The 20,631-nt window shown below is 44.3% G+C and carries 20 protein-coding genes; 1 reads left to right on the forward strand and 19 read right to left on the reverse strand.

What is annotated here, in order from left to right:
• Positions 1-23: 23 nt before the first annotated feature.
• The 8 genes from AC0VZ9_RS26770 to AC0VZ9_RS26805 all read right to left on the reverse strand — a co-directional run bounded on the left by AC0VZ9_RS26770 (position 24) and on the right by AC0VZ9_RS26805 (position 7,232).
• Positions 24-959: a YybS family protein gene (locus AC0VZ9_RS26770; RefSeq protein ID WP_217035480.1), complete on the reverse strand. Its 936-nt coding sequence runs from the start codon at positions 957-959 to the stop codon at positions 24-26.
• 243 nt (positions 960-1,202) lie between these two features.
• Positions 1,203-1,442, reverse strand: coding sequence for a 30S ribosomal protein S18 (rpsR, locus tag AC0VZ9_RS26775; protein WP_009332461.1), 240 nt, complete (start codon positions 1,440-1,442; stop codon positions 1,203-1,205).
• 57 nt (positions 1,443-1,499) lie between these two features.
• Entirely contained in the window at positions 1,500-2,009 is a 510-nt protein-coding gene (ssb, locus tag AC0VZ9_RS26780; RefSeq protein WP_009332473.1) for a single-stranded DNA-binding protein, read from the reverse strand.
• 37 nt (positions 2,010-2,046) lie between these two features.
• Positions 2,047-2,334, reverse strand: a complete 288-nt coding sequence (gene rpsF, locus AC0VZ9_RS26785) for a 30S ribosomal protein S6 (protein ID WP_009332474.1) — start codon at positions 2,332-2,334, stop codon at positions 2,047-2,049.
• 289 nt (positions 2,335-2,623) lie between these two features.
• On the reverse strand, positions 2,624-3,724 hold the full coding sequence (gene ychF / locus AC0VZ9_RS26790; RefSeq protein WP_009332475.1) for a redox-regulated ATPase YchF: 1,101 nt from the start codon (positions 3,722-3,724) through the stop codon (positions 2,624-2,626).
• A 380-nt stretch (positions 3,725-4,104) separates the two neighbouring features.
• Positions 4,105-6,108 (reverse strand): molybdopterin-dependent oxidoreductase, encoded by a 2,004-nt coding sequence (locus tag AC0VZ9_RS26795; protein WP_475396955.1) that lies wholly within the window; start codon positions 6,106-6,108, stop codon positions 4,105-4,107.
• 27 nt (positions 6,109-6,135) lie between these two features.
• Entirely contained in the window at positions 6,136-6,333 is a 198-nt protein-coding gene (locus AC0VZ9_RS26800) for a DUF951 domain-containing protein (RefSeq protein ID WP_009332477.1), read from the reverse strand.
• 2 nt (positions 6,334-6,335) lie between these two features.
• Positions 6,336-7,232, reverse strand: a complete 897-nt coding sequence (locus AC0VZ9_RS26805; protein ID WP_475396956.1) for a mechanosensitive ion channel family protein — start codon at positions 7,230-7,232, stop codon at positions 6,336-6,338.
• A gap of 529 nt (positions 7,233-7,761) precedes the next feature.
• Between AC0VZ9_RS26805 and yyaC the strand changes: the two genes are divergently transcribed.
• A complete protein-coding gene (gene yyaC / locus AC0VZ9_RS26810; RefSeq protein ID WP_206841016.1) occupies positions 7,762-8,391 on the forward strand; it encodes a spore protease YyaC in 630 nt (209 codons plus the stop codon).
• A 1,034-nt stretch (positions 8,392-9,425) separates the two neighbouring features.
• Here the strand turns inward: yyaC and AC0VZ9_RS26815 are convergent.
• The 11 genes from AC0VZ9_RS26815 to rpmH all read right to left on the reverse strand — a co-directional run bounded on the left by AC0VZ9_RS26815 (position 9,426) and on the right by rpmH (position 19,770).
• Positions 9,426-10,139: a DUF554 domain-containing protein gene (locus tag AC0VZ9_RS26815; protein WP_019382477.1), complete on the reverse strand. Its 714-nt coding sequence runs from the start codon at positions 10,137-10,139 to the stop codon at positions 9,426-9,428.
• Positions 10,140-10,257: 118 nt separating this feature from the next.
• Positions 10,258-11,103: a ParB/RepB/Spo0J family partition protein gene (locus AC0VZ9_RS26820; RefSeq protein WP_009332481.1), complete on the reverse strand. Its 846-nt coding sequence runs from the start codon at positions 11,101-11,103 to the stop codon at positions 10,258-10,260.
• On the reverse strand, positions 11,096-11,857 hold the full coding sequence (locus tag AC0VZ9_RS26825) for a ParA family protein (RefSeq protein ID WP_009332482.1): 762 nt from the start codon (positions 11,855-11,857) through the stop codon (positions 11,096-11,098). Before AC0VZ9_RS26825 ends, AC0VZ9_RS26820 begins: the two co-directional genes overlap by 8 nt.
• 213 nt (positions 11,858-12,070) lie before the next feature.
• Positions 12,071-12,952, reverse strand: a complete 882-nt coding sequence (noc, locus tag AC0VZ9_RS26830; RefSeq protein ID WP_009332483.1) for a nucleoid occlusion protein — start codon at positions 12,950-12,952, stop codon at positions 12,071-12,073.
• A 140-nt stretch (positions 12,953-13,092) separates the two neighbouring features.
• Positions 13,093-13,809 (reverse strand): 16S rRNA (guanine(527)-N(7))-methyltransferase RsmG, encoded by a 717-nt coding sequence (gene rsmG, locus AC0VZ9_RS26835; RefSeq protein ID WP_009332484.1) that lies wholly within the window; start codon positions 13,807-13,809, stop codon positions 13,093-13,095.
• 43 nt (positions 13,810-13,852) lie between these two features.
• Positions 13,853-15,742, reverse strand: coding sequence for a tRNA uridine-5-carboxymethylaminomethyl(34) synthesis enzyme MnmG (gene mnmG / locus AC0VZ9_RS26840; RefSeq protein WP_475396957.1), 1,890 nt, complete (start codon positions 15,740-15,742; stop codon positions 13,853-13,855).
• 120 nt (positions 15,743-15,862) lie between these two features.
• Positions 15,863-17,248 carry a tRNA uridine-5-carboxymethylaminomethyl(34) synthesis GTPase MnmE gene (gene mnmE / locus AC0VZ9_RS26845; RefSeq protein ID WP_009332486.1) on the reverse strand — a complete coding sequence of 462 codons (1,386 nt, stop codon included), beginning with the start codon at positions 17,246-17,248 and terminating at the stop codon, positions 15,863-15,865.
• Between the two features lie 389 nt (positions 17,249-17,637).
• Positions 17,638-18,264, reverse strand: coding sequence for an RNA-binding cell elongation regulator Jag/EloR (gene jag, locus AC0VZ9_RS26850; protein WP_009332487.1), 627 nt, complete (start codon positions 18,262-18,264; stop codon positions 17,638-17,640).
• Entirely contained in the window at positions 18,261-19,046 is a 786-nt protein-coding gene (gene spoIIIJ / locus AC0VZ9_RS26855) for a YidC family membrane integrase SpoIIIJ (protein ID WP_019382475.1), read from the reverse strand. The genes jag and spoIIIJ overlap by 4 nt, the downstream gene beginning before the upstream one ends.
• Before the next feature lie 138 nt (positions 19,047-19,184).
• The gene (gene rnpA, locus AC0VZ9_RS26860) at positions 19,185-19,553 is read right to left on the reverse strand and encodes a ribonuclease P protein component (protein ID WP_251264368.1); all 369 of its coding nucleotides are present in this window, start codon (positions 19,551-19,553) and stop codon (positions 19,185-19,187) included.
• Between the two features lie 82 nt (positions 19,554-19,635).
• Positions 19,636-19,770: a 50S ribosomal protein L34 gene (gene rpmH, locus AC0VZ9_RS26865; RefSeq protein ID WP_019382473.1), complete on the reverse strand. Its 135-nt coding sequence runs from the start codon at positions 19,768-19,770 to the stop codon at positions 19,636-19,638.
• Positions 19,771-20,631: the final 861 nt, after the last annotated feature.

A 20,631-nucleotide genomic window follows, 5' to 3' on the forward strand; every position in this document is an offset into this window, starting at 1 on the left:
CTCCTAAACAGTAGTGTTGTTCATCACTTTTTTCCTAATCTTTGCCTTAAATCGAATCCTAAGTCAATTATACCTAATATCCTCACAATATAAAGGAGAAATGGCATAAGAAATGTAAATACAGCGGCCAGGACCGGCACAGCTTTCGGCCACCCCTTTAAATGGCTGAAAAAGAAAATCAGGGACAGGCCTTGAATGACCATGAAAATCTGCAGAATGAATGCAATATTTACAAGCGCCATAAACCAGTAGCTTCCTTCTGACGGATTAAAAAGGAAAGAAGCTATAATTGTAATGAGATAGTACCATAATATGCTTTTCGGCAGGCTCATTTCCCTGAACGGCTTCCAGCTTTCAACCTTAATGCCGAATCTTTTGGCAATCGGAAAGGAGACAAGCTGGATGACAAAAACGGAAATAACCGATGTCATGACGAATAAGCTTGGCGTCAGCGTCTCAATCATTTTCAGGCCTTCTGTAAATTGCTCGACTGCTTTATCCGCATTCTGGCCAAAGCCTTCAAGCACTCCTTCTGAAATTTGGATGGACTCCTCCATCATATCGATGCCTTCTTGAATAATATTTACATTAAAAAGAGCAACTGCCGCCGCATACAGGATCAGCAGGGCTGCAAGGAATACAAGGGTGCCCGCAATAAAGGAAGGCATCCGTCCTTTCTTTTCACTTATAAAAATGCCAATTACCGTCCCGGTCAGTCCAAATGTCAGCACAAGCGGCAGAGCCATAAACGAACCGATAATCAGAGAAAGCAGGATGCCTCCCGTTAGAAATACGATTGCATACATCCGGTTATTTTTTGCTGCAAACATAATAAACGGAAGAGCCAGGAAGAAAACCGAAATGGTACCGAGAAACGGCACATAGAGCGAAATCAGAAGAAGCACTGCAAAAACAGCCAGAAGCACTGCACCCTCTGTTAATTTATGTACATTATTCATTGATACACCCCTCAAACTGTGTATCCAAAAAGGGGGAAATCATTTTCCCTGCTTTTTGAACCATTCCAAATAAGACAACTCATAAAGTCTATTGTAGCTAGTATTAAATGCAGGTTCAACCTTCGTGATTTCAGAAGAGGGAATGCCGGCTTTTTCATCAGGTTTGCACTTTAATACAATCCTGCATTAAAGAAGAAAGCATAATAAAAAAAGACGCCGGATACCAGCGTCTTTTCATATTTATTATTCACCTGAAACGTATGGCAGTAATGCCATTTGGCGCGCACGCTTAATAGCAATCGTTAATTTACGTTGGTATTTAGCGTTAGTGCCAGTTACACGACGTGGTAAAATCTTACCGCGCTCAGAGATGAATTTTTTTAGAAGATCCACATCTTTGTAGTCGATGTGAGTGATTCCGTTTGCAGTGAAAAAGCAAACCTTACGACGTTTAGCACGTCCTCCTCTGCGTCCTCCAGCCATGGTCAGTTACCTCCTTTAGCTTTTTGATTATATATTTCCGTTCATAATCAGGCACTATTAGAATGGCAGGTCGTCATCGGAAATGTCGATTTGGCCGTCATTTGCGAATGGGTCCTGATCCACGCGAGTATAGCCGCCCTGATTACGATTATCCTGGCGTTGATTCTGATTGCTGTTATTTCCAAATGGGAAATCCTGATCTCTTGGACCGCCGTAGTTCGGATTGCCTCCCTGGCCGCCAGAACTATTCTTAGGCTCAAGGAATTGCACACTCTCAGCCTGGACTTCTGTCACGTAAACACGCTTTCCATCCTGGCCTTCATAGCTGCGGGACTGAATCCGGCCATCTACACCTGCAAGACTTCCTTTTTTAAGGAAGTTCGCTACGTTTTCAGCTGGCTTTCTCCATACCACACAGTTGATAAAGTCTGCCTCCCGTTCACCTTGCTGATTCGTAAAAGTACGATTCACGGCAAGAGTGAATGAAGCGACAGGAACTCCGTTCGGGGTATACCGCAAATCAGGATCCTTTGTCAAACGTCCGACAAGAACAACACGGTTCATCATCAGAATCAACTCCTCTCGGTAAAAATGGCTTTATCTATTATTTTTCGTCTTTAACAACGATGTAACGGATGATGTCTTCGCTGATTTTAGCTAGACGAGTGAACTCGTCAACTGCTTTTGCTTCAGCATTAACGTTCATTAGCTGGTAGTAGCCATCGCGGAAATCATTGATTTCGTATGCAAGGCGACGCTTACCCCAATCCTTTGATTCAGAAACCTCCGCACCATTGTCAGTTAAGATTGTGTTGAAACGCTCAACTAGGGCTTTTTTAGCCTCATCTTCAATGTTTGGGCGGATGATGTACATAACTTCGTACTTTCTCATCACTTTCACCTCCTTTTGGTCTAACGGCCCTTCAAAAGGGCAAGGAGCAATATATTCATTACTCACAAGTTGAAATTATAGCACATTAATTATGCAAAAGCAATATCACTGGAGTTAATTGCTAGATGGAAGTTTATTTGAGAGAGGATATCTTTTCGAGCTTTAATTCTGAAGATCGATTTCGCTGCAGCAGAGATGACCGGCTGCTTTATCGGTCACCGCACTTGAAATCAACATCATACTGTTGCATAGAAAAAAAAGAACCCCTAATATAGAGGTTCTCAGTAAATTAAACGTTAAAGCGGAAGTGCATGACATCTCCGTCTTTAACAATATATTCTTTTCCTTCAAGGCGGACTTTTCCTGCTTCTTTGGCAGCTGTCATGTTGCCTGCAGCGACAAGGTCTTCATAGGAAACCGTTTCTGCACGGATGAAGCCTTTTTCAAAGTCTGAGTGAATAACTCCCGCACACTGGGGAGCCTTCATGCCTTTGCGGAATGTCCAGGCGCGGACTTCCTGTACGCCGGCTGTGAAGTAAGTTGCAAGTCCAAGAAGATTGTAGGCTGCTCTAATCAGCTGATCAAGGCCTGATTCTTCGATGCCAAGCTCCTGAAGGAACATTTCTTTTTCTTCCCCATCAAGCTCCGCAATTTCAGATTCAATTTTTGCACAGATGACAATTACTTCCGCATTATCCTTTGCAGCAAATTCTTTAACCTGCTGCACATATTCGTTTGAAGAAGGATCAGCTACATCATCTTCGCTAACATTCGCCACGTAAAGCACAGGTTTAATTGTCAGCAGATGAAGACCTTTTACAAGCTTCATTTGTTCCTCTGTAAACTCAACTGTACGCGCCGGTTTGTCTGCTTCAAACGCTTCTTTTAATTTTTCCAGAATTTCAAGCTCAAACACAGAATCTTTATCTTTCTGCTTTGCCAGCTTGCTCACGCGGCCAATTCGCTTTTCAACCGATTCCAGGTCAGCCAGAATCAATTCCAGGTTGATGACTTCAATATCGTCGATTGGATCAACTTTCCCTGCAACGTGTGTAATATTGTCATCCGCAAAACAGCGGACAACCTGGCAGATGGCATCTACTTCACGAATATGAGACAGGAACTTATTCCCAAGACCTTCCCCTTTGCTCGCACCCTTTACGATGCCGGCAATATCCGTAAATTCGAAAGCCGTTGGCACAGTCTTTTTCGGCTGAACCAATTCAGTTAATTTATTCAAACGGTGATCAGGCACTTCAACAATTCCCACATTCGGATCAATTGTACAGAACGGATAGTTCGCAGACTCCGCTCCTGCCTGGGTAATTGCATTAAACAACGTAGACTTTCCGACGTTCGGCAAACCTACAATACCAGCTGTTAAAGCCATCCAAGTCACTCCTCAACTTTAATTCATCATAAGAAAAGCGCAAGCGCCTTGGTTCCAAAGGAATGCAGACTAAGAACGCCACGTCCTGTGGCAACGTCTGCATGACCCACATCCTGTGGGCCCCAAGCACAAGACGAACCTAACGGAAAGGTGTTCTTTACCTTTCTGGGAGGTTTGGCTTGTGACCTCGAGGGGGTAGGCGCTGGAGCTAGACAGTTATCGAAATTCAAAGTTATGATTCTTATGTTTAAAAAAATACGATTGTTTCTCATTTAAACAAGCCTCTAACAATTATAGATAGTTGCCGTTAAAATGTAAAGAAAAGGTGACAGGCACCTATACCACTTTGCTGAACTGGTATAGGTGCCTGTCACCCAATTTTATATCTTCTCAATATTAACAAGGCAGTCGTACAAAGTGCTTCCAAGGCCATTGTCCGATTCGCGGCTGGAAGTAAGATTATTGACGGGACCGCCAAATTTTGACCAAATGCCCTCATCAATATTGATGGTATCCGGATGGGCTTTTTTCATTATATGGACAAAGCCCTTCATTTCCCCTCGGTCATTCCACACTTTGACATAATCGTTCTCCTGCAGGCCAAGCTTCTCAGCAATATTGTCGGCAATTTCCACCTTTGCCTTTGGCTCAGGCTTCAAAAGGTGATAATGCTGCGAATGATTGGAGCGAAGCGGATGAATCGTCAGCAGTGTATAAGGAAACTGATTGGCACGCTCCTTGTCCGTCCACTTGGTTTCCCGGGGAAGAGCGAGTGTCAGCCTGCTTTCGGAACCCTTTCGGAACGCCGCAGCAGAGGTGAATTCATACTTGCCGCTTGGCGTTTTGAACTGCCGGTCTGCCCAGGGCACCGTATCAACCGGGAGTTCCTTATGGTGGGAATTCCTTAAGCTATCCAATGTGATCCCATGCTCACTTAGTGAACCGAGGCCCATGCTGATAAACTCTTCTCTTGTAAAATCAAAATCGGCTCCGAATCCAAGACGCTTAGAAAGCTCAGTCCAAACCCATAAATCAGTCTTCGCTTCCCCTGGCGGTTCAACCAGCTTCGGACCATGATTGACAAAGTGATGGTACATGGAAGAGTAATAAACATCTTCCTGTTCAAAAACTGTGGCAACCGGAAGCACATAATCAGCCATTTTGGCCGTATCTGTCATAAACTGATCTATCACGACGACTGTCTCAACAGATGCAAAAGCCTCGCGTACCCTTGATGAGTCAGGGACCTGAGTTAAAGGGTTTCCACACGTAACGAAAATCATGTTAATCTCAGGGTCTTTTGCTGTTAATATTCCCTCTGCCTGCCGCATCATCGTAAATTGCCTGAAAGCCGTTTTCCGTTCAGGGAGGGTGAGGGCTGCCCCATCAAAGCTTTGCCCAACCTGCCTGTTGGCATAGTTTGCGCCTCCACCCGGGATGCCAATATTTCCGCTCACAGCAATTAAAGCATCCATCAGCCGGATCGTGTTTCCGCCGTTTTCGTAGCGCTGCATGCCCAGGCCAAAGAAAGTGGAAACGGGGCGGTCCCCATAGACCATTGCAAGCTCGGTCATCACCTCTGCAGGCACTTCCGTTTTTTCTGCCACTTCCTCAAGTGTCACACTGCTCAGCAGTTCATTCAGGTCTTCAAAGCCAATAGAATACTTATCTATGAAACTTCTTTCTTCTGCGCCCAGACGGAGCATTTCCTTCATGATGCCGGCCGCAAGCCATCCATCCATTCCCGGCTTGATGGAAAAATAGCGGTCCGCTATTTTAGCCGTCGCATTAAAAATCGGATCAATTACATACAGCTTGGCACCTTGCTTCTTTGCTTCCTGCAGCTTTTGATACAGGTGCATATTGGTGCGCGCGACATTTCTGCCCCAGACAACAATATGTTTGCTGTTTAAAATATCTTCAGGCCCGTGGCTATACGCATCTCCGAAATCCCAGCTCTGAGCCTCGATGCCGGCTCCCCAGCAGATGGATCCCGTCAGCTCAGTCACTCCGCCATAGCAGTTAAAAAAGCGCTGACCCAGGTTCGTCAGCAAGCCTCCATTGGCATAATCATGGCTGTGCAGGACCGAAGTGGTCCCAGCTGTTTCTTTTAGCTCTTTCATTTTCAGGGAAATATCGTGCAAAGCCTGCTCCCATGAAACTCGCACAAATTCTCCATCCACCTTCTTTAGCGGATGAAGCAGGCGCTCCGGAGAATTGGTCCTGCTTTCAAGCATTCTGCCGCGGCCGCAAATTTTCCCCTTTGTTATTGGATGGTCCTGATCGCCATCTACCTTTGTCACCTTACCGTCTTCAACTGTTACATGAAAGCCGCAGCTGTCCCAGCAGTTAAGGGGACAGGCTGACTTGAATGTATCCGCCAAAACCCTCATCTCCCCGTATTTATCTATTTACCCCTCATGCTTAACAAGAATTTTCTTCATTTTGCGGGCGAATTCCCTTCTTGGAATCATCACGCTGTGGCCGCAGCCTTCGCACTTAATGCGGATATCTGCTCCCATTCGGATGATTTTCCATTTGTTAACCCCGCATGGATGAGGCTTTTTCATTTCCACCACATCGTGTAGATCAAATTCCTTTTGCTCCATATTTATCCCTCCGCATTCAGTTTAGGATTTTCCTTTGCCTGATCATTCCGTGTATACATAACAAGTCGCGGGAACGGAATTTCAATGCCATGCTCATCTAAACAAAGCTTAATTTCTTTCCGCAGCTGCCGTGCAATATAAAAGTGCCTCATTGGCAGCGTTTCTGAAACCACGCGCAGCACCACATCAGAAGCAGCCAGATTTTGGATGCCGAGAATTTCCGGCGGCTTGACCATATCCTCATATTTGCCCGGCAGCTTTTCGAATAATTCCTGAAGAACTCTTTCAGCTTTCACAATATCGCCTTCATAAGCAATGCTGACATCCACAAAGGCAACACTGTTATTTATGGAAAAATTAGTGACCTGCATAATGCTTCCGTTCGGAAGGATATGAACTTCACCTGTCCAGTTTTTAATCTTTGTTGTCCGCAATCCGATTTCTTCTACCGTTCCTTCAAATTGATCAATCCGGATATAATCCCCCACCGAGAACTGGTCTTCAAAAATGATGAAAAACCCGGTGATGATATCCTTTACAAGACTTTGTGCCCCAAACCCAACAGCCAGCCCAACGATTCCGGCACCGGCCAAAAGGGCTTTTACATCAATCGTCAGCACCGATAATATCATGATCGCCGCAACGAAAAACACCACATACGTAAGCATATTCTCAAGCAGCTTCAGAAGGGTAGCTTCCCTGCGCTCTGAGATTCGGAGCCTTGACGGTGCCCTCACTTTAAAAATATTGCGGATCGCCAGCTTGCCAATCCTGATCAGGCTGCTCGTAACGATCAGAATCGCAAAAATTTTAAAGATGCCTTCTCCGATGTTTATCCACGCCTGTTCATTAGAAAGCTTATCTATCATACTGTTAATCATTTTTTCAATAGGACTCATGATTTCACCTGCTTTACTTTAGTGAAAATATAGAAAAGCGGAAGGCTCCTGCTTATCGGCGACAAGCATAAGACGAGCCGGCTGTAAGGTGTTCTTTAACCTTTTGGACAGATTGAAAGAAATGTTGAGGCGACTGCCCAGGGATGACTAGCATAAGACGGTCCCTGTAAGAAGGTGTTTTTTCCTTCTGGAAGGGAACGGCTTATGACCTCGAGTCCCTAGGAGCCGAAACTAGACAAGCTTTGACCCGAGAGCCGATGGCGCCTGGAGCTAGACAGTTATCGCCTTCAAAATTACAATCCTTTACTTTGTATGAAATTATACTGCATCTTGCCTCTCAGTGCGAATCCCTCTGTAAAACAAAACAATTTTATCAATTTTTCTCATGACTTTACAGTTTAAAACTCGATTGTTTAACGATTAAATAATACAGGTATGTATAGATTACACAAAATTTCCGTATACTGTTAAAAACGTATAAATACTTGTATTTCGGGCATGGCAAGGAGCAAAGAGGGAGTGGACCTATATGAACTTCAAACCAAACTTGTTTGACAAAAAAGGCGGGGCTTCTGCCAGAATCTCGCATGAAGAAACAAACTCTGCTGAAAAATTGGCTGCTGAACTAAAGAATATTCTGCCTGCGGGCATCAGCTGCCGTCCCATCGTTTTTGTCTGCATTGGCACAGACCGCTCTACAGGCGATTCATTAGGTCCGCTGGTCGGCACACTCCTCGAGGAAAAATCCATTTCATCTTTCCATGTATACGGAACACTGGAGGACCCGATCCATGCCGTAAACCTGGAAGAAAAACTGAACGAAATCAAAAAGAAGCATTTCAATCCCTTTATCATCGGGATCGACGCCTGCCTGGGCCGCTTAAAAAGCGTCGGTGTCATCCAAATCGGAGAAGGGCCCGTCAAGCCTGGCGCCGGAGTCAATAAAGACCTGCCGGAAGTAGGGGACATGCACATAACCGGCATCGTCAACGTCAGCGGATTTATGGAATTCTTCGTCCTCCAGAACACAAGACTCAACCTCGTCCTGAAAATGGCCAAAACCATCGCAGGCGGCATCTATGAAGCAAGCCTGACCCACCAGACTGCACCAGCTTGGCCTGCATTCAAGTGGGAACTAAACCGTGAACAAACACCTTAATGAATAGGAAAACCGCAGGGGAATTGGGCCTGCGGCTTTTTTGGTTAGCTGGGGATGGGAGGGGTGGCATTGCGCTGTTCTGACAGGGTTTCGTTCGATGAGTTTATGCGCTGTATGTAGATATTTAGTGCTCCCAATCTGGTTTATGCGCCGCTTTCTCTTCTTTTCGCGCTCTTATTACAGGTTTTCGCGCTGATTCGGTAAGTTTATGCGCTAGCTGGAGATACTTTTGCGCTCTCACCCTGTTTATGTGCCGTTCTACCGCCTTTTCGCGCTCTTATTACAGATTTTCGCGCTGTTTCGGTTTTTTTATGCGCTATCTGAAGATACTTTTGCGCTCTCACCCGGTTAGGCGCCGTTCTACCATCTTTTCGCGCTCTTTTTACAGGTTTTCGCACTGATTCGGTTTTTTATGCGCTATCTGAAGATGCTTTTGCGCTCTCACCCGGTTTATGCGTCGTTCTACCATCTTTTCGCACTCTTTTTACAGGTTTTCGCACTGATTCGGCTAGTTTATGCGCTATCTGAAGATACTTTTGCGCTCTCACCCGGTTTAAGCGCCGTTCTACTATCTTTTCGCGCTCTTATTATAGTTTTTTGCGCCGATTCGGTAAGTTTAAAGCGCTATCTAGAAATTACTTTTGCGCTCTCACCCGGTTTAGGCGCCGTTCTACCATCTTTTCGCGCTCTTATTATAGTTTTTCGCGCTGATTCGGTAAGTTTTTGCGCATCTTAAATTACTTTTGCGCTCTCACCCGGTTTAGGCGCCGTTCTACCATCTTTTCGCGCTCTTTTTACAGGTTTTCGCGCTGATTCAGTTTTTTTATGCGCTATCTGAAGATGCTTTTGCGCTCTCACCCTGTTTATGCGCCGTTCTCTCTTCTTTTCGTGCGCTCATAGCAGATTTTCGCGCTCGTATCAGGTACATGCGCAATTTCATTAGTTTATGTACTGCAACCAAATTGTTAAGCCACCGCAAGCACAATAAATTCCAGTGCACATGCTTCACATCACCGCACCAACAACTAAATCACCTAAAAATAAATTCCATAAAAATAAACAACCGACACAATAATCCCCGTAACCACAATTCCAGGAAGCAGGTTCGCAACCCTGATCTTTGTTATCCCTGTCAGATTCAGACCAATCGCAAAGATCATGATTCCGCCTGTCGCGGTCATTTCCTTGATAAAGCTGTCCATAAGAAGCTGGGGGACAAACCGGTCGATTTGGGTGGCAAAAAGGGCAATGAGTCCTTCATAAAGCATGACCGGAAAAGCTGAAAAGAGCACACCAATTCCTAATGTAGTCGTTAAGATAAGGGAGGTGAAGCCGTCAATAATCGATTTGGTATAAAGAACCGAGTGGTCGCCCCGGATACCGCTGTCGAGCGCGCCGATAATGGCCATGGCACCAATGACAAAGATAAGCGTAGCCGTTACGAAGCCCTGCGAAATGCTGCCTTGGCCTTTTGAGCCGATTTTGCTTTCGAGCCAATCGCCAAGTTTGTTCAGCTTATCTTCGAGAGCAAAGTATTCTCCAATTACTGCTCCGAAAACAAGACTTAAAATCACAACCAGGAAGTTCTCGCTTTTAAGACCCATTTGCAGGCCGAGCACCATGACAGCAAGGCCGATCGCATGCATCACCGTCCCCTTCATACTCTCAGGAATGCGATGAAGCAATTTCCCCAGCAGTGTTCCTATAATTATCAATAATCCATTCACAAGCGTTCCTAGCAAAAACATATTCTTCACCTAATTATTTCGCAATGCGAATTATTTTCTATTAAAATTACCACGAAAGGTACTGACCTACAATCTTTTTTTGAATACCTGTAAAAAAATAAACCATCATTAAGATGGCTTACGAATTGGTTTCTAAAAGTTCCATAATGCGTTCCAAATCTTCTTTTGAGAAAAATTCAATCTCTATTTTCCCTTTGTTTTTGGACTGTTTAATATGGACCGTGGTTCCGAATCTTTCTCGGAGGGAGGATTCGCGTTCCTTAATAAAAATGTCTTTTGGAGCATTTGGCTTTTTCGTTTCACGTGAAACATCATTCAGCTGCTGAATCAGCTGTTCAAGCTGACGGACATTTAAGCCGTCTTTAACTGTTTTTTCAACGAGCGCCTGCAGTTTCTCTTTTTTCCGCAGGCCCAATAGGGCTCTGCCATGACCCATGGAGATTTTCCCGTCAGAAATCAAACCTTGAATTTTCGGAGGAAGGGAAAGCAGGCGAATATGGTTGGCAATATGCGGCCTGCTTTTTCCCAGGCGCTTTGCCAGCTCCTCTTGTGTCACCTTGAGCTTCTCCATTAACAGCTGGTATGCAGCCGCTTCTTCAATTGGAGTTAAGTCTTCACGCTGCAGATTCTCAAGAACAGCGAGCTCCATCATCTGCTGTTCATTCAATTCCCGTATGACAACAGGAACTCTTTCAAGATTTGCTTCTTTTGCTGCCCGGTAGCGGCGCTCCCCAACTACAATTTCATAGCCTTTGATGCTTTTTCGGACGATGATCGGCTGCAGAATTCCGTGTTCAAGGATGGACTGCTTCAATTCCTCGATGGCTTCCTTTTCAAACACTTTGCGCGGCTGATAAGGGTTTGGACGGATGTCCTTTATTTTGACTTCTTGTACGGTTTCTTCTTTTTCGGTTTCAATATTATTGAAAAAAGCATTCAGACCTTTTCCTAAACCTTTAGCCATTTGAAACCACTTCCTTTGCCAGTTCTAAATATACTTCAGCTCCACGTGACTTCGGATCATAAGTAATGATAGGTTCTCCATGGCTTGGAGCCTCTCCCAGCCGCACATTGCGGGGAATGATTGTTTTATATACTTTATCCTGAAAATACTTTTTCACTTCTTCAATGACCTGAATGCCAAGATTTGTACGGGCATCAAGCATCGTCAGCAGTACGCCTTCGATTTTCAAATCATGATTCAGATGCTTCTGCACAAGACGGACCGTATTCAGAAGCTGACTCAGACCCTCAAGCGCATAGTACTCGCATTGCACTGGTATGATGACGGCATCCGAAGCGGTCAGCGAGTTAATTGTCAGTAATCCGAGAGAAGGGGGACAGTCGATAATAACATAGTCAAAGTTTGCTCTTACTTCTTCAAGAGCCCTCTTTAATCTTACTTCCCGCGAGATGGTCGGCACCAATTCAATTTCTGCACCTGCCAGCTGAATGGTTGCCGGGATTGCATATAAATTCTCTACCGAAGTTGATTTTATAACCTTTGATGCTTCCACATCATCAACGAGAACGTCATAGATGCAATGATCGACATCAGCCTTTTCAATGCCAATTCCGCTTGTGGCGTTCCCCTGCGGATCAATGTCGACCAGCAGCACTTTCTTGCCTATGTATGCCAGGCATGCGCCAAGATTGACGGAAGTGGTCGTTTTGCCGACTCCGCCTTTCTGGTTCGCAACGGCTATAATCTTGCCCACGGTGTCACCTGCTTTCATCTATCAGTATTACGATCTATCTATCTGCGAATTTATTAGAATGGTTAAATCACGTAGTCTATTTTATCACGAAAAACAGGACAGAATAATTTTTTTGTAAAAAATAAGAAGATTCTAATAGTCTTTTTATCGTCCTTCAAAAAAAACGCGAAAAACAAAACAGGGAGGCCCTGCTTCATCTCTCGCGTTAAAAAATTATTTCTTTTTAGGAATCTTAATCGTAATTTGATAAAATTCATCAAATTCTTCTTCTTCCGAATCAAGATTAATGCCGCTGTCAGAAACCATGGATAATGATTGGCGGATCGTATTGACCGCAATTCTCATATCCTTGCTGAACGCCTTTCGCTTCGGCTTCGGCTTTGGATTTTTCTGTTCGAGAATTTTGACAACCCTGTCTTCTGTCTGCTTCACATTCAGATTCTTCTCCACTATCTCCTGAAGCAGGGCGACCTGCTTCTCTGGGTCCTTCAGCGGAATGAGCGAACGGGCATGCCGCTCTGTGATTGATTTGTTTAATAACGCATCCTGGACAGGCTGCGGCAATTTCAGCAGCCGAAGCTTGTTTGCAACGGTTGACTGGCCTTTTCCAAGGCGCTGTGCCAACGCTTCCTGTGTCAGATTATGCAGTTCTAAAAGCTTTCCGTAGGCAACAGCTTCTTCAATTGGAGACAGTTCTTCCCTTTGAAGGTTTTCAATTAAAGCCACTGAAGCTGTTTCTGTATCACTTAAATTTTTTACGATAGCCGGAGCTTCTTCCCAGCCCAGCTTTTTCATGGCCCGGTATCTGCGTTCACCTGCTATGATTTCAAACTGGCCATCCTCAAATTCCCGTACGACAATCGGCTGGATGATACCATGTGTATGGATGGTCCGAGAAAGCTCTTCTATCTTCTCATCATCAAACACCGTTCTTGGCTGAAAACGGTTGGGGACGATTTGATCAATAGGTATCTTCTTAACTTCTTCTCTGTCGCTTAAGTCTTCAATATCCAATTGTTCTTCTGCTGGTTTTTCCGCTGTAACTTGTTCTCCCTTTTCGCCTAGGCCAAAAAAGCGTGAGAAAGAATGCTTCATCACCCTGCACCACCTTTACGAAACTCCCTATTACATATTCTCTATCATCATGACAAATCCTGCTGGACAGGAGCAATATAAATATCTGGAAAAATCGATTAGTTTAAACCATTATGTCATACAATGGCAGATTGCGCACCCTATTCAATTGGTGTTTTATTGGGTGTCCCCGGCTTCCGCGGGTACTTTTTAGGAGTGCTCTTTTCTTTTTTAATGATTAAAATATTCCGCTCACTCTCTTCTTCAGGCAAGGTGAACGTGTGGGAATCAACGAGTGTTCCGCCAAGAACCGAGATAGCCTTTTTGCCGGCATCCAGTTCCTCTTTTGCACTGGCACCCTTCATGGCCACAAATGTGCCGCCTGTTTTTGCCAGAGGCAGACACAGCTCGCTTAGAACGGACAATCTGGCAACAGCCCGTGCTGTCACAACATCAAAAGACTCACGGTATTCTTTGTTCTGGCCAAAGGTTTCCGCACGGTCATGGATAAAGCGCACATTATCAAGCTCCAGCTTCTTTGCCAAATGTTCCAGAAATCCAATGCGCTTATTAAGAGAGTCAACGATCGTAATATGTAAACCCGGAAAAGCAATTTTAATCGGTATGCTTGGAAAACCGGCACCGGCACCGACATCACAAACCTTTAACGGCTGGTTGAAATCAAAGTAAAAAGCAGCGCTTATCGAGTCATAAAAATGCTTAAGATAAACATCTTCCTTTTCCGTGATGGCTGTTAAATTCATTTTTTCATTCCATTCCACCAGTGTGGAATAGTAGGTGTCATATTGCTGCAATTGCTGTGGCGAAAGGGCAATCCCCTTCGCCGCCAGCATTTCTGTAAATTGTTCGGTATTCATTTATAAATCCTTTCGGTTCTCAGACATGATCGGATTTTCCCTTTTACTCCGCTGAAACTCGTGCAATTCTGCCCTGCTCTAAATAAACAAGCAAAATAGAAATATCGGCAGGGTTTACACCGGAAATCCGTGAAGCCTGCGCGAGAGATAGCGGCCTTACTTCCTTAAGCTTTTGCCTTGCTTCGGAAGCCAGTCCGTTAATATCATCATAATCGATGTTTTCAGGGATCTTTTTGTTTTCCATCTTCTTCAGGCGCTCTACCTGCTGAAGTGACTTTTCAATATAGCCTTCATACTTGATCTGGATTTCTACCTGTTCGGTTACATCCGGATCAAGCGTGCTCTCAGCCGGAACTACCTGCTGGATATGCGCATATGTCATTTCCGGACGCTTCAGCAAATCAGATGCGCGGATGCCATCCTTCAGCTCGCTTCCGCCCTGGCTTTTGATCAGCTCCTGCACATCAGAAGTCGGTTTGATGATGATGCCTTGCAGACGTGATTTCTCTTCTTCAATCGCCTGCTTTTTCATCAGGAATTTTTCATAGCGTTCTTCACTGATCAGCCCTACTTTGCGGCCAAGCTCTGTTAAGCGCAGGTCGGCATTATCATGGCGAAGCAGCAGACGGTATTCCGCTCTAGAAGTCAATAGACGGTAAGGCTCGTTCGTGCCTTTGGTCACAAGGTCATCAATCAGGACGCCAATATAAGCATCTGAACGGCTTAAAATGACTTCTTCCTTATCCAGTGATTTTAATCCGGCATTCATGCCTGCCATTAGCCCCTGGCCGGCAGCTTCTTCATAGCCGGATGTCCCGTTAATCTGGCCGGCAGTATAGAGGTTTTTAACCTTTTTGGTTTCAAGTGTCGGCCATAATTGCGTTGGTACGATGGAATCATACTCAATCGCATAGCCGGCACGCATCATCTGTACATTTTCAAGTCCAGGAATGGTTCTGAGAATCTTCTGCTGCACATCCTCAGGCAAGCTTGTTGAAAGCCCCTGCACATACACTTCCTGTGTATTGCGGCCTTCAGGCTCCAGGAAGATCTGATGGCGTGGCTTATCATTAAAACGGACAACTTTATCCTCAATCGACGGGCAATAGCGAGGTCCTGTCCCTTTGATCATACCGGAATACATTGGCGAGCGATGAAGATTATTGTCGATCAATGTATGCGTTTCTTCATTGGTATACGTAAGCCAGCAAGGAAGCTGATCTGTAATATACTTTGTGGTTTCATAGGAAAAAGCTCTTGGCACGTCATCGCCTGGCTGAATTTCCGTTTTGCTGTAATCAATGGAGTGGCTATTAACGCGCGGCGGTGTTCCTGTTTTAAAACGGACCAGATCAAAGCCAAGCTCCTGCAAATGCTCTGAGAGCTTAATGGATGGCTGCTGGTTATTAGGACCGCTTGAGTACTTCAGCTCACCGAGGATGATTTCTCCTCTTAAGAAGGTTCCTGTCGTAATGACTACTGCTTTTGAATGATAAACGGCACCTGTCTGGGTGACGACGCCCCTGCATTCTCCATCTTCGACAATCAGCCGTTCAACCATTCCCTGAATTAATGTCAGATTTGGTTCATTTTCCAGCGTTTTTTTCATTTCATGCTGATACGTGAACTTATCGGCCTGAGCTCTTAAGGCACGGACTGCAGGGCCTTTTCCTGTATTGAGCATGCGCATCTGAATATGGGTTTTATCAATGTTCTTGCCCATTTCTCCGCCAAGTGCATCGATTTCCCTTACCACAATCCCTTTTGCAGGGCCTCCTACTGAGGGGTTGCAGGGCATAAAGGCTACCATATCCAGGTTGATTGTAATCATTAATGTCTTTGCGCCGAGACGGGCCGAAGCAAGGCCTGCTTCCACACCCGCGTGTCCAGCTCCGACTACTATGACATCATAACTTCCAGCTTCATATGTCATGATGCGGCCTCCTTTGCAGCAATCAGGCAGGCACAAGCTAAACAGAGGCTGAGCCGGCCGATTGCAAAAGTTAAAAAATCTATTTCCGCTGCGTCAGCTGACACAGCCTGCTTAAATCATCTATTTTCCTAAACAGAACTGCGAGAATAACTGGTCGATCAAGCTTTCATGGACGCTATCGCCAATAATTTCACCAAGCAGCTCCCATGTTCTCGTCAAATCAATTTGCACAATGTCAATTGGGGTTCCCATCTCAACACCCTGCATCGCTTCGTCAATGGCATTTTGCGCCTGGTTCAATAGGGCAATATGGCGGGTATTGGATACATATGTCATATCCCCGGCTTCGATGGAGCCTGCAAAGAATAGAGAAGCAATAGCTTCCTCAAGATCGTCGACTCCCTGATCCTCCAATAAAGAGGTTGTAACCAGTTTATGATGTTTGGAAAGCTCACGGACGCGATTCATGTCGATTTTTTGGTCAAGATCGGTTTTATTGACAATTACAATGACATCCATGCCTTCAACGGCTTTAAATATATTTTCATCCTCAGAGGTCAATTCATCCGAGTAATTGAGCACAAGCAAAATCAAATCTGCTTCCTTTAATACCTGCCTTGATTTTTCTACACCGATCCGTTCCACAATATCTTCCGTTTCACGAATGCCGGCTGTATCAACCAGGCGGAGAGGCACTCCTCTTACATTCACGTATTCTTCGATGACATCACGGGTGGTGCCCGGAATATCTGTTACAATCGCCTTATTCTCATGGACAAGGCTATTCAATAAGGAAGATTTTCCAACGTTTGGCCGCCCGACGATGACCGTTGAAAGTCCTTCACGCAGTATTTTCCCCTGCTGTGAAGTCTGAAGAAGCTTTTCGATTTCCTGCTTTACATAAGAAGCCTTCTCCATCAGCATTTGATGGGTCATTTCTTCGACATCATCGTATTCCGGATAGTCGATATTGACTTCTACGTGAGCAAGGATCTCCAGAATTTCCTGCCGAAGCTTCTGAATAAGCTTTGACAGCCTTCCTTCCATCTGGCCAAGTGCCATGTTCATAGCCCGGTCCGTCTTGGCGCGGATTAAATCCATAACCGCTTCTGCCTGGGATAAATCAATCCGCCCGTTCAAAAAGGCGCGCTTTGTAAATTCACCCGGCTCTGCCAGGCGTGCGCCATTATTCAGCAAAAGCTGCAGCACGCGGTTTACGGAAACCAGTCCGCCATGGCAGTTGATTTCAATGACATCTTCTTTAGTAAATGTCTTCGGCCCCTTCATGGCCGATACCATTACTTCCTCAGCAATCTGTCCGGTTTTGGGGTCCATAATATGCCCATAATGAATGGTATGGGAAGCAACATCCTTTAGACGCTTGCCTCCCACTCCTCTGAACAGCCGGTCCGCAATTTCAAAAGCCTGGTCACCGCTCAGGCGGACAATGGCAATGGCTCCTTCCCCCATCGGAGTAGATATCGCGGCTATTGTATCGAATTCCAATTTGTTCACCTCTCTTTTCATACTTCATTGATCTATATACAAAATGAATAATAATATCGATTCCCCAAATTAATAGAATATCACATGGCTTTTTTTTAGAAAAGCATATCAGCCCGCAGTTCCGGCTTGTCCATCAGTCAGCATGATACTTATCAACAGCCCGCTTGAATACAGCCAGTGAAAAAAATTATCCACACGTCTCATAATTAATATGCTCTATTTTAACTTATCCACATGTGAATAACAATAAAACCAATTGAGATTTAATAATTTGCGGGGAGATGACAAAGTGCGACAAAAAAATCCCAATCCGTAAATGGATTGGGATTTTGCAAAATAAGAAATTTTTTATATTTTGAACGTCGATAACTGCGTTTCCGCTTTTCCTGCTATCTTGTTCTGGCTGGTGCAATGACGATATGCCGATGCGGGTCATTGCCATCAGAATATGTCTTGATTCGCTTATTATTTACGAGGGCGGTATGGATCACTTTGCGTTCATATGAAGGCATAGGTTCCAGCGCAATTTCTTTTCCCGTCTTCAAAGCTTTTTGAGCAAGCCTTTCAGCCAGTTGAATCAGGGTATCCTGGCGTCTTTTTCGGTAATCCTCTGCATCGAGCACCACATTTAAGTATTGCTCGGCATATCGGTTAATGACCAGCTGTGTCAAATACTGGAGGGAATTAAGCGTTTGTCCTCTTTTTCCGATTAAAAGGGCAATCTTCTCACCGGATAGGATAAATTGAACATTTTTTCCGTCCCTTAATGTTTCAATTTCAATGGACACGCCCATTTTCCCGCTGACGTCTTTGAGGAATTTTTCGGCTTCCTCAATCGGATCAGGCTTTTTCACAGCTTTCACCACTGCCGGCCGGGATCCGAAAATCCCGAAAATGCCTTTTTTACCTTCATCAACAATAGTAATCTCTATGCGGTCTTCTGTTGTGTTTAATTGAGCTAAAGCTGACTCTACTGCTTCCTTGACGGTATGTCCTGTAGCAGTTACTTGTTTCACTTTTTGGCTCCTCCTGCATTTCCGGCCGCTGCGGCTTTCAGGTCCGGACCTTTAATGAAATACGTTTGAACGATCATGAAGATATTACCCACTACCCAGTATAAAGAAAGAGCTGCCGGGAAGTTAATGGCAAAAATAACGATCATAATCGGCATAAGGTAAAGCATCATTTTCATTTGTGCAGCCATTTGCCCAGTTTGCTGAGTGCCGGCCATCATCATTTTCTGCTGAATGAACGTTGTCACACCTGCAATTAAAGGCAATAAGTAAATTGGATCTGGAGAACCAAGGTCAAACCAAAGGAAATTATGGTTTGCAATTTCGCGCGTACGTGTAATGGCATGGTAGAAACCGATCAGGATCGGCATTTGAATCACTAACGGGAAACATCCGGCAAGCGGATTAACGCCGTGTTTTTGGAATAAAGCCATTGTTTCCTGCTGCAGCTTCTGCTGGGTTTTCTGGTCTTTAGAGCTGTATTTTTCACGAAGCTTCTGCATTTCTGGCTGAATCGCCTGCATCGCTTTTGAACTTCTCGTTTGTTTAATCATTAATGGCAGGATGACCAGACGGATAATGATCGTCACAATAATGATCGATAGTCCATAGCTGCCGCCTGCAAATTCTGCTACCTTAATAATAAACAGCGAAAGCGGGTAGACAATATACTCGTTCCAAAAGCCTTCGCTTTCAGACGTAATCGGCTGGTTGATTTCTGTACAGCCCGATAAAAGGGCCATCACAAACACTAAACCGATTAATAGGAATATTCGTTTCTTCAACCGTTTTTTCCTCCTTAATTGCTCCTGATAATAGTATGGATTTCATTTGCTTGTCCCCGGTCATAGGGCACAAGCTCATATGTATCTTATTTTAACATCTTTTAAAATGAAGTGCTTCAAAATAAAGATAGATAAAGATTATTGATTTTTAGTATTTCCAAGTCTCGGTTTATTCAAAACCCGCGAAACCTTCAATACATGGATCAGACTCTGTTTCACTTCATGGAAATCCATTTCTGCCACCGGTTTCCTCGCAATGACAATCAGATCATATTGCGGCTTTATTTCCTCCTCCAGTTCTAAGAATGCCTGGCGGATATACCTTTTGATCTGGTTCCTCATAACGGCATTGCCGATTTTTTTACTGACAGAAAGGCCGATGCGGAAATGATTCTGCTCCTCTTTTCTCAAGATGTAAACGACAAATTGACGGTTGGCGAATGACTTTCCCTTTTTAAAGGCCTCTTGAAATTCTTTATTTTTTTTTACACGGAACTCTTTTTTCATGTCATCACCTTTTCAAAAAAGCGCAGAGCGCCTTGAACATTTATCTTTACATGGAAAAAAAGACCACTGACGTTTCAGTGGCCTAAGCAGATAATACTTTTCTTCCTTTGCGGCGGCGGCGAGCTAGAACGTTACGTCCGTTCGGAGAGCTCATGCGGCTGCGGAAACCATGAACCTTGCTTCTTTTACGCTTGTTTGGTTGATAAGTTCTTTTCATATATGACACCTCCCTGAGGAATTGCTGTTAAAGACAGTCTTTCTAATTATATAGATGTAACTAGAAAATTGTCAACTATGCATATAAGTCAATCTGCCTTCAATGGCAAAAAAATTGGAGTATGAACCTGGCTTCTCTCTTAGCTGCTCTTTTTCTTTTTTACAAATCTGAAAGAACCCACTCAGAAAGTTTACCTTCTTTTCGCATGAATGTCATCCTTAAATTTCATTTTTCCACGTTTTTCTCATTAGTTCATAGTAAAAGTTACTTTTTGAGACTGCAAGTTCCTCCGGTCGCCAGACGAACTGGCCATGGTAAAATGGCATCTCTCCATCCGATATTCCGAAGTCCATTTGAATTGGATCTTCTCTAAAAACAGGTCTGTGGATAAAATTTCGACAGCATTTTCATTATCCACATCACATATTGACAAGTTTTTCACACAACCAGAGGCTGTGGACAATTTTTATGAACAGGGATGGCATGTTGTGGATAAAGGTTTAAAAAGCATTGCAGACAAAAGCATTATCTGTTATCATAATTGTGTTTTAACACTTAATAAATCATTGTGTATATCTTCATTATCCACAGATTGTGGATAACATGTGGACAGGTTATCCAAGGGGTTTGTAAAAGTTTGTCCACAGACAGTGGATACTGTCGAAATTCCACTTTACTTCCTTATTATATATTTTTCCACATAAACAGTTTCGTATATTTATAAACTTCAGGGTTATACAGCGTGTATAACCTATCGTTTTTGTGGCTCGAAACAAAGAAAAGCGAGGGGGGCCTTCAAAAGGCACCGGAGCTGGACAGTAATCTAAATTCCCAAATATAGATGGAAAAGGAGGGATATCA

The organism is Cytobacillus sp. QJM3NY_8, assembly GCF_056173585.1.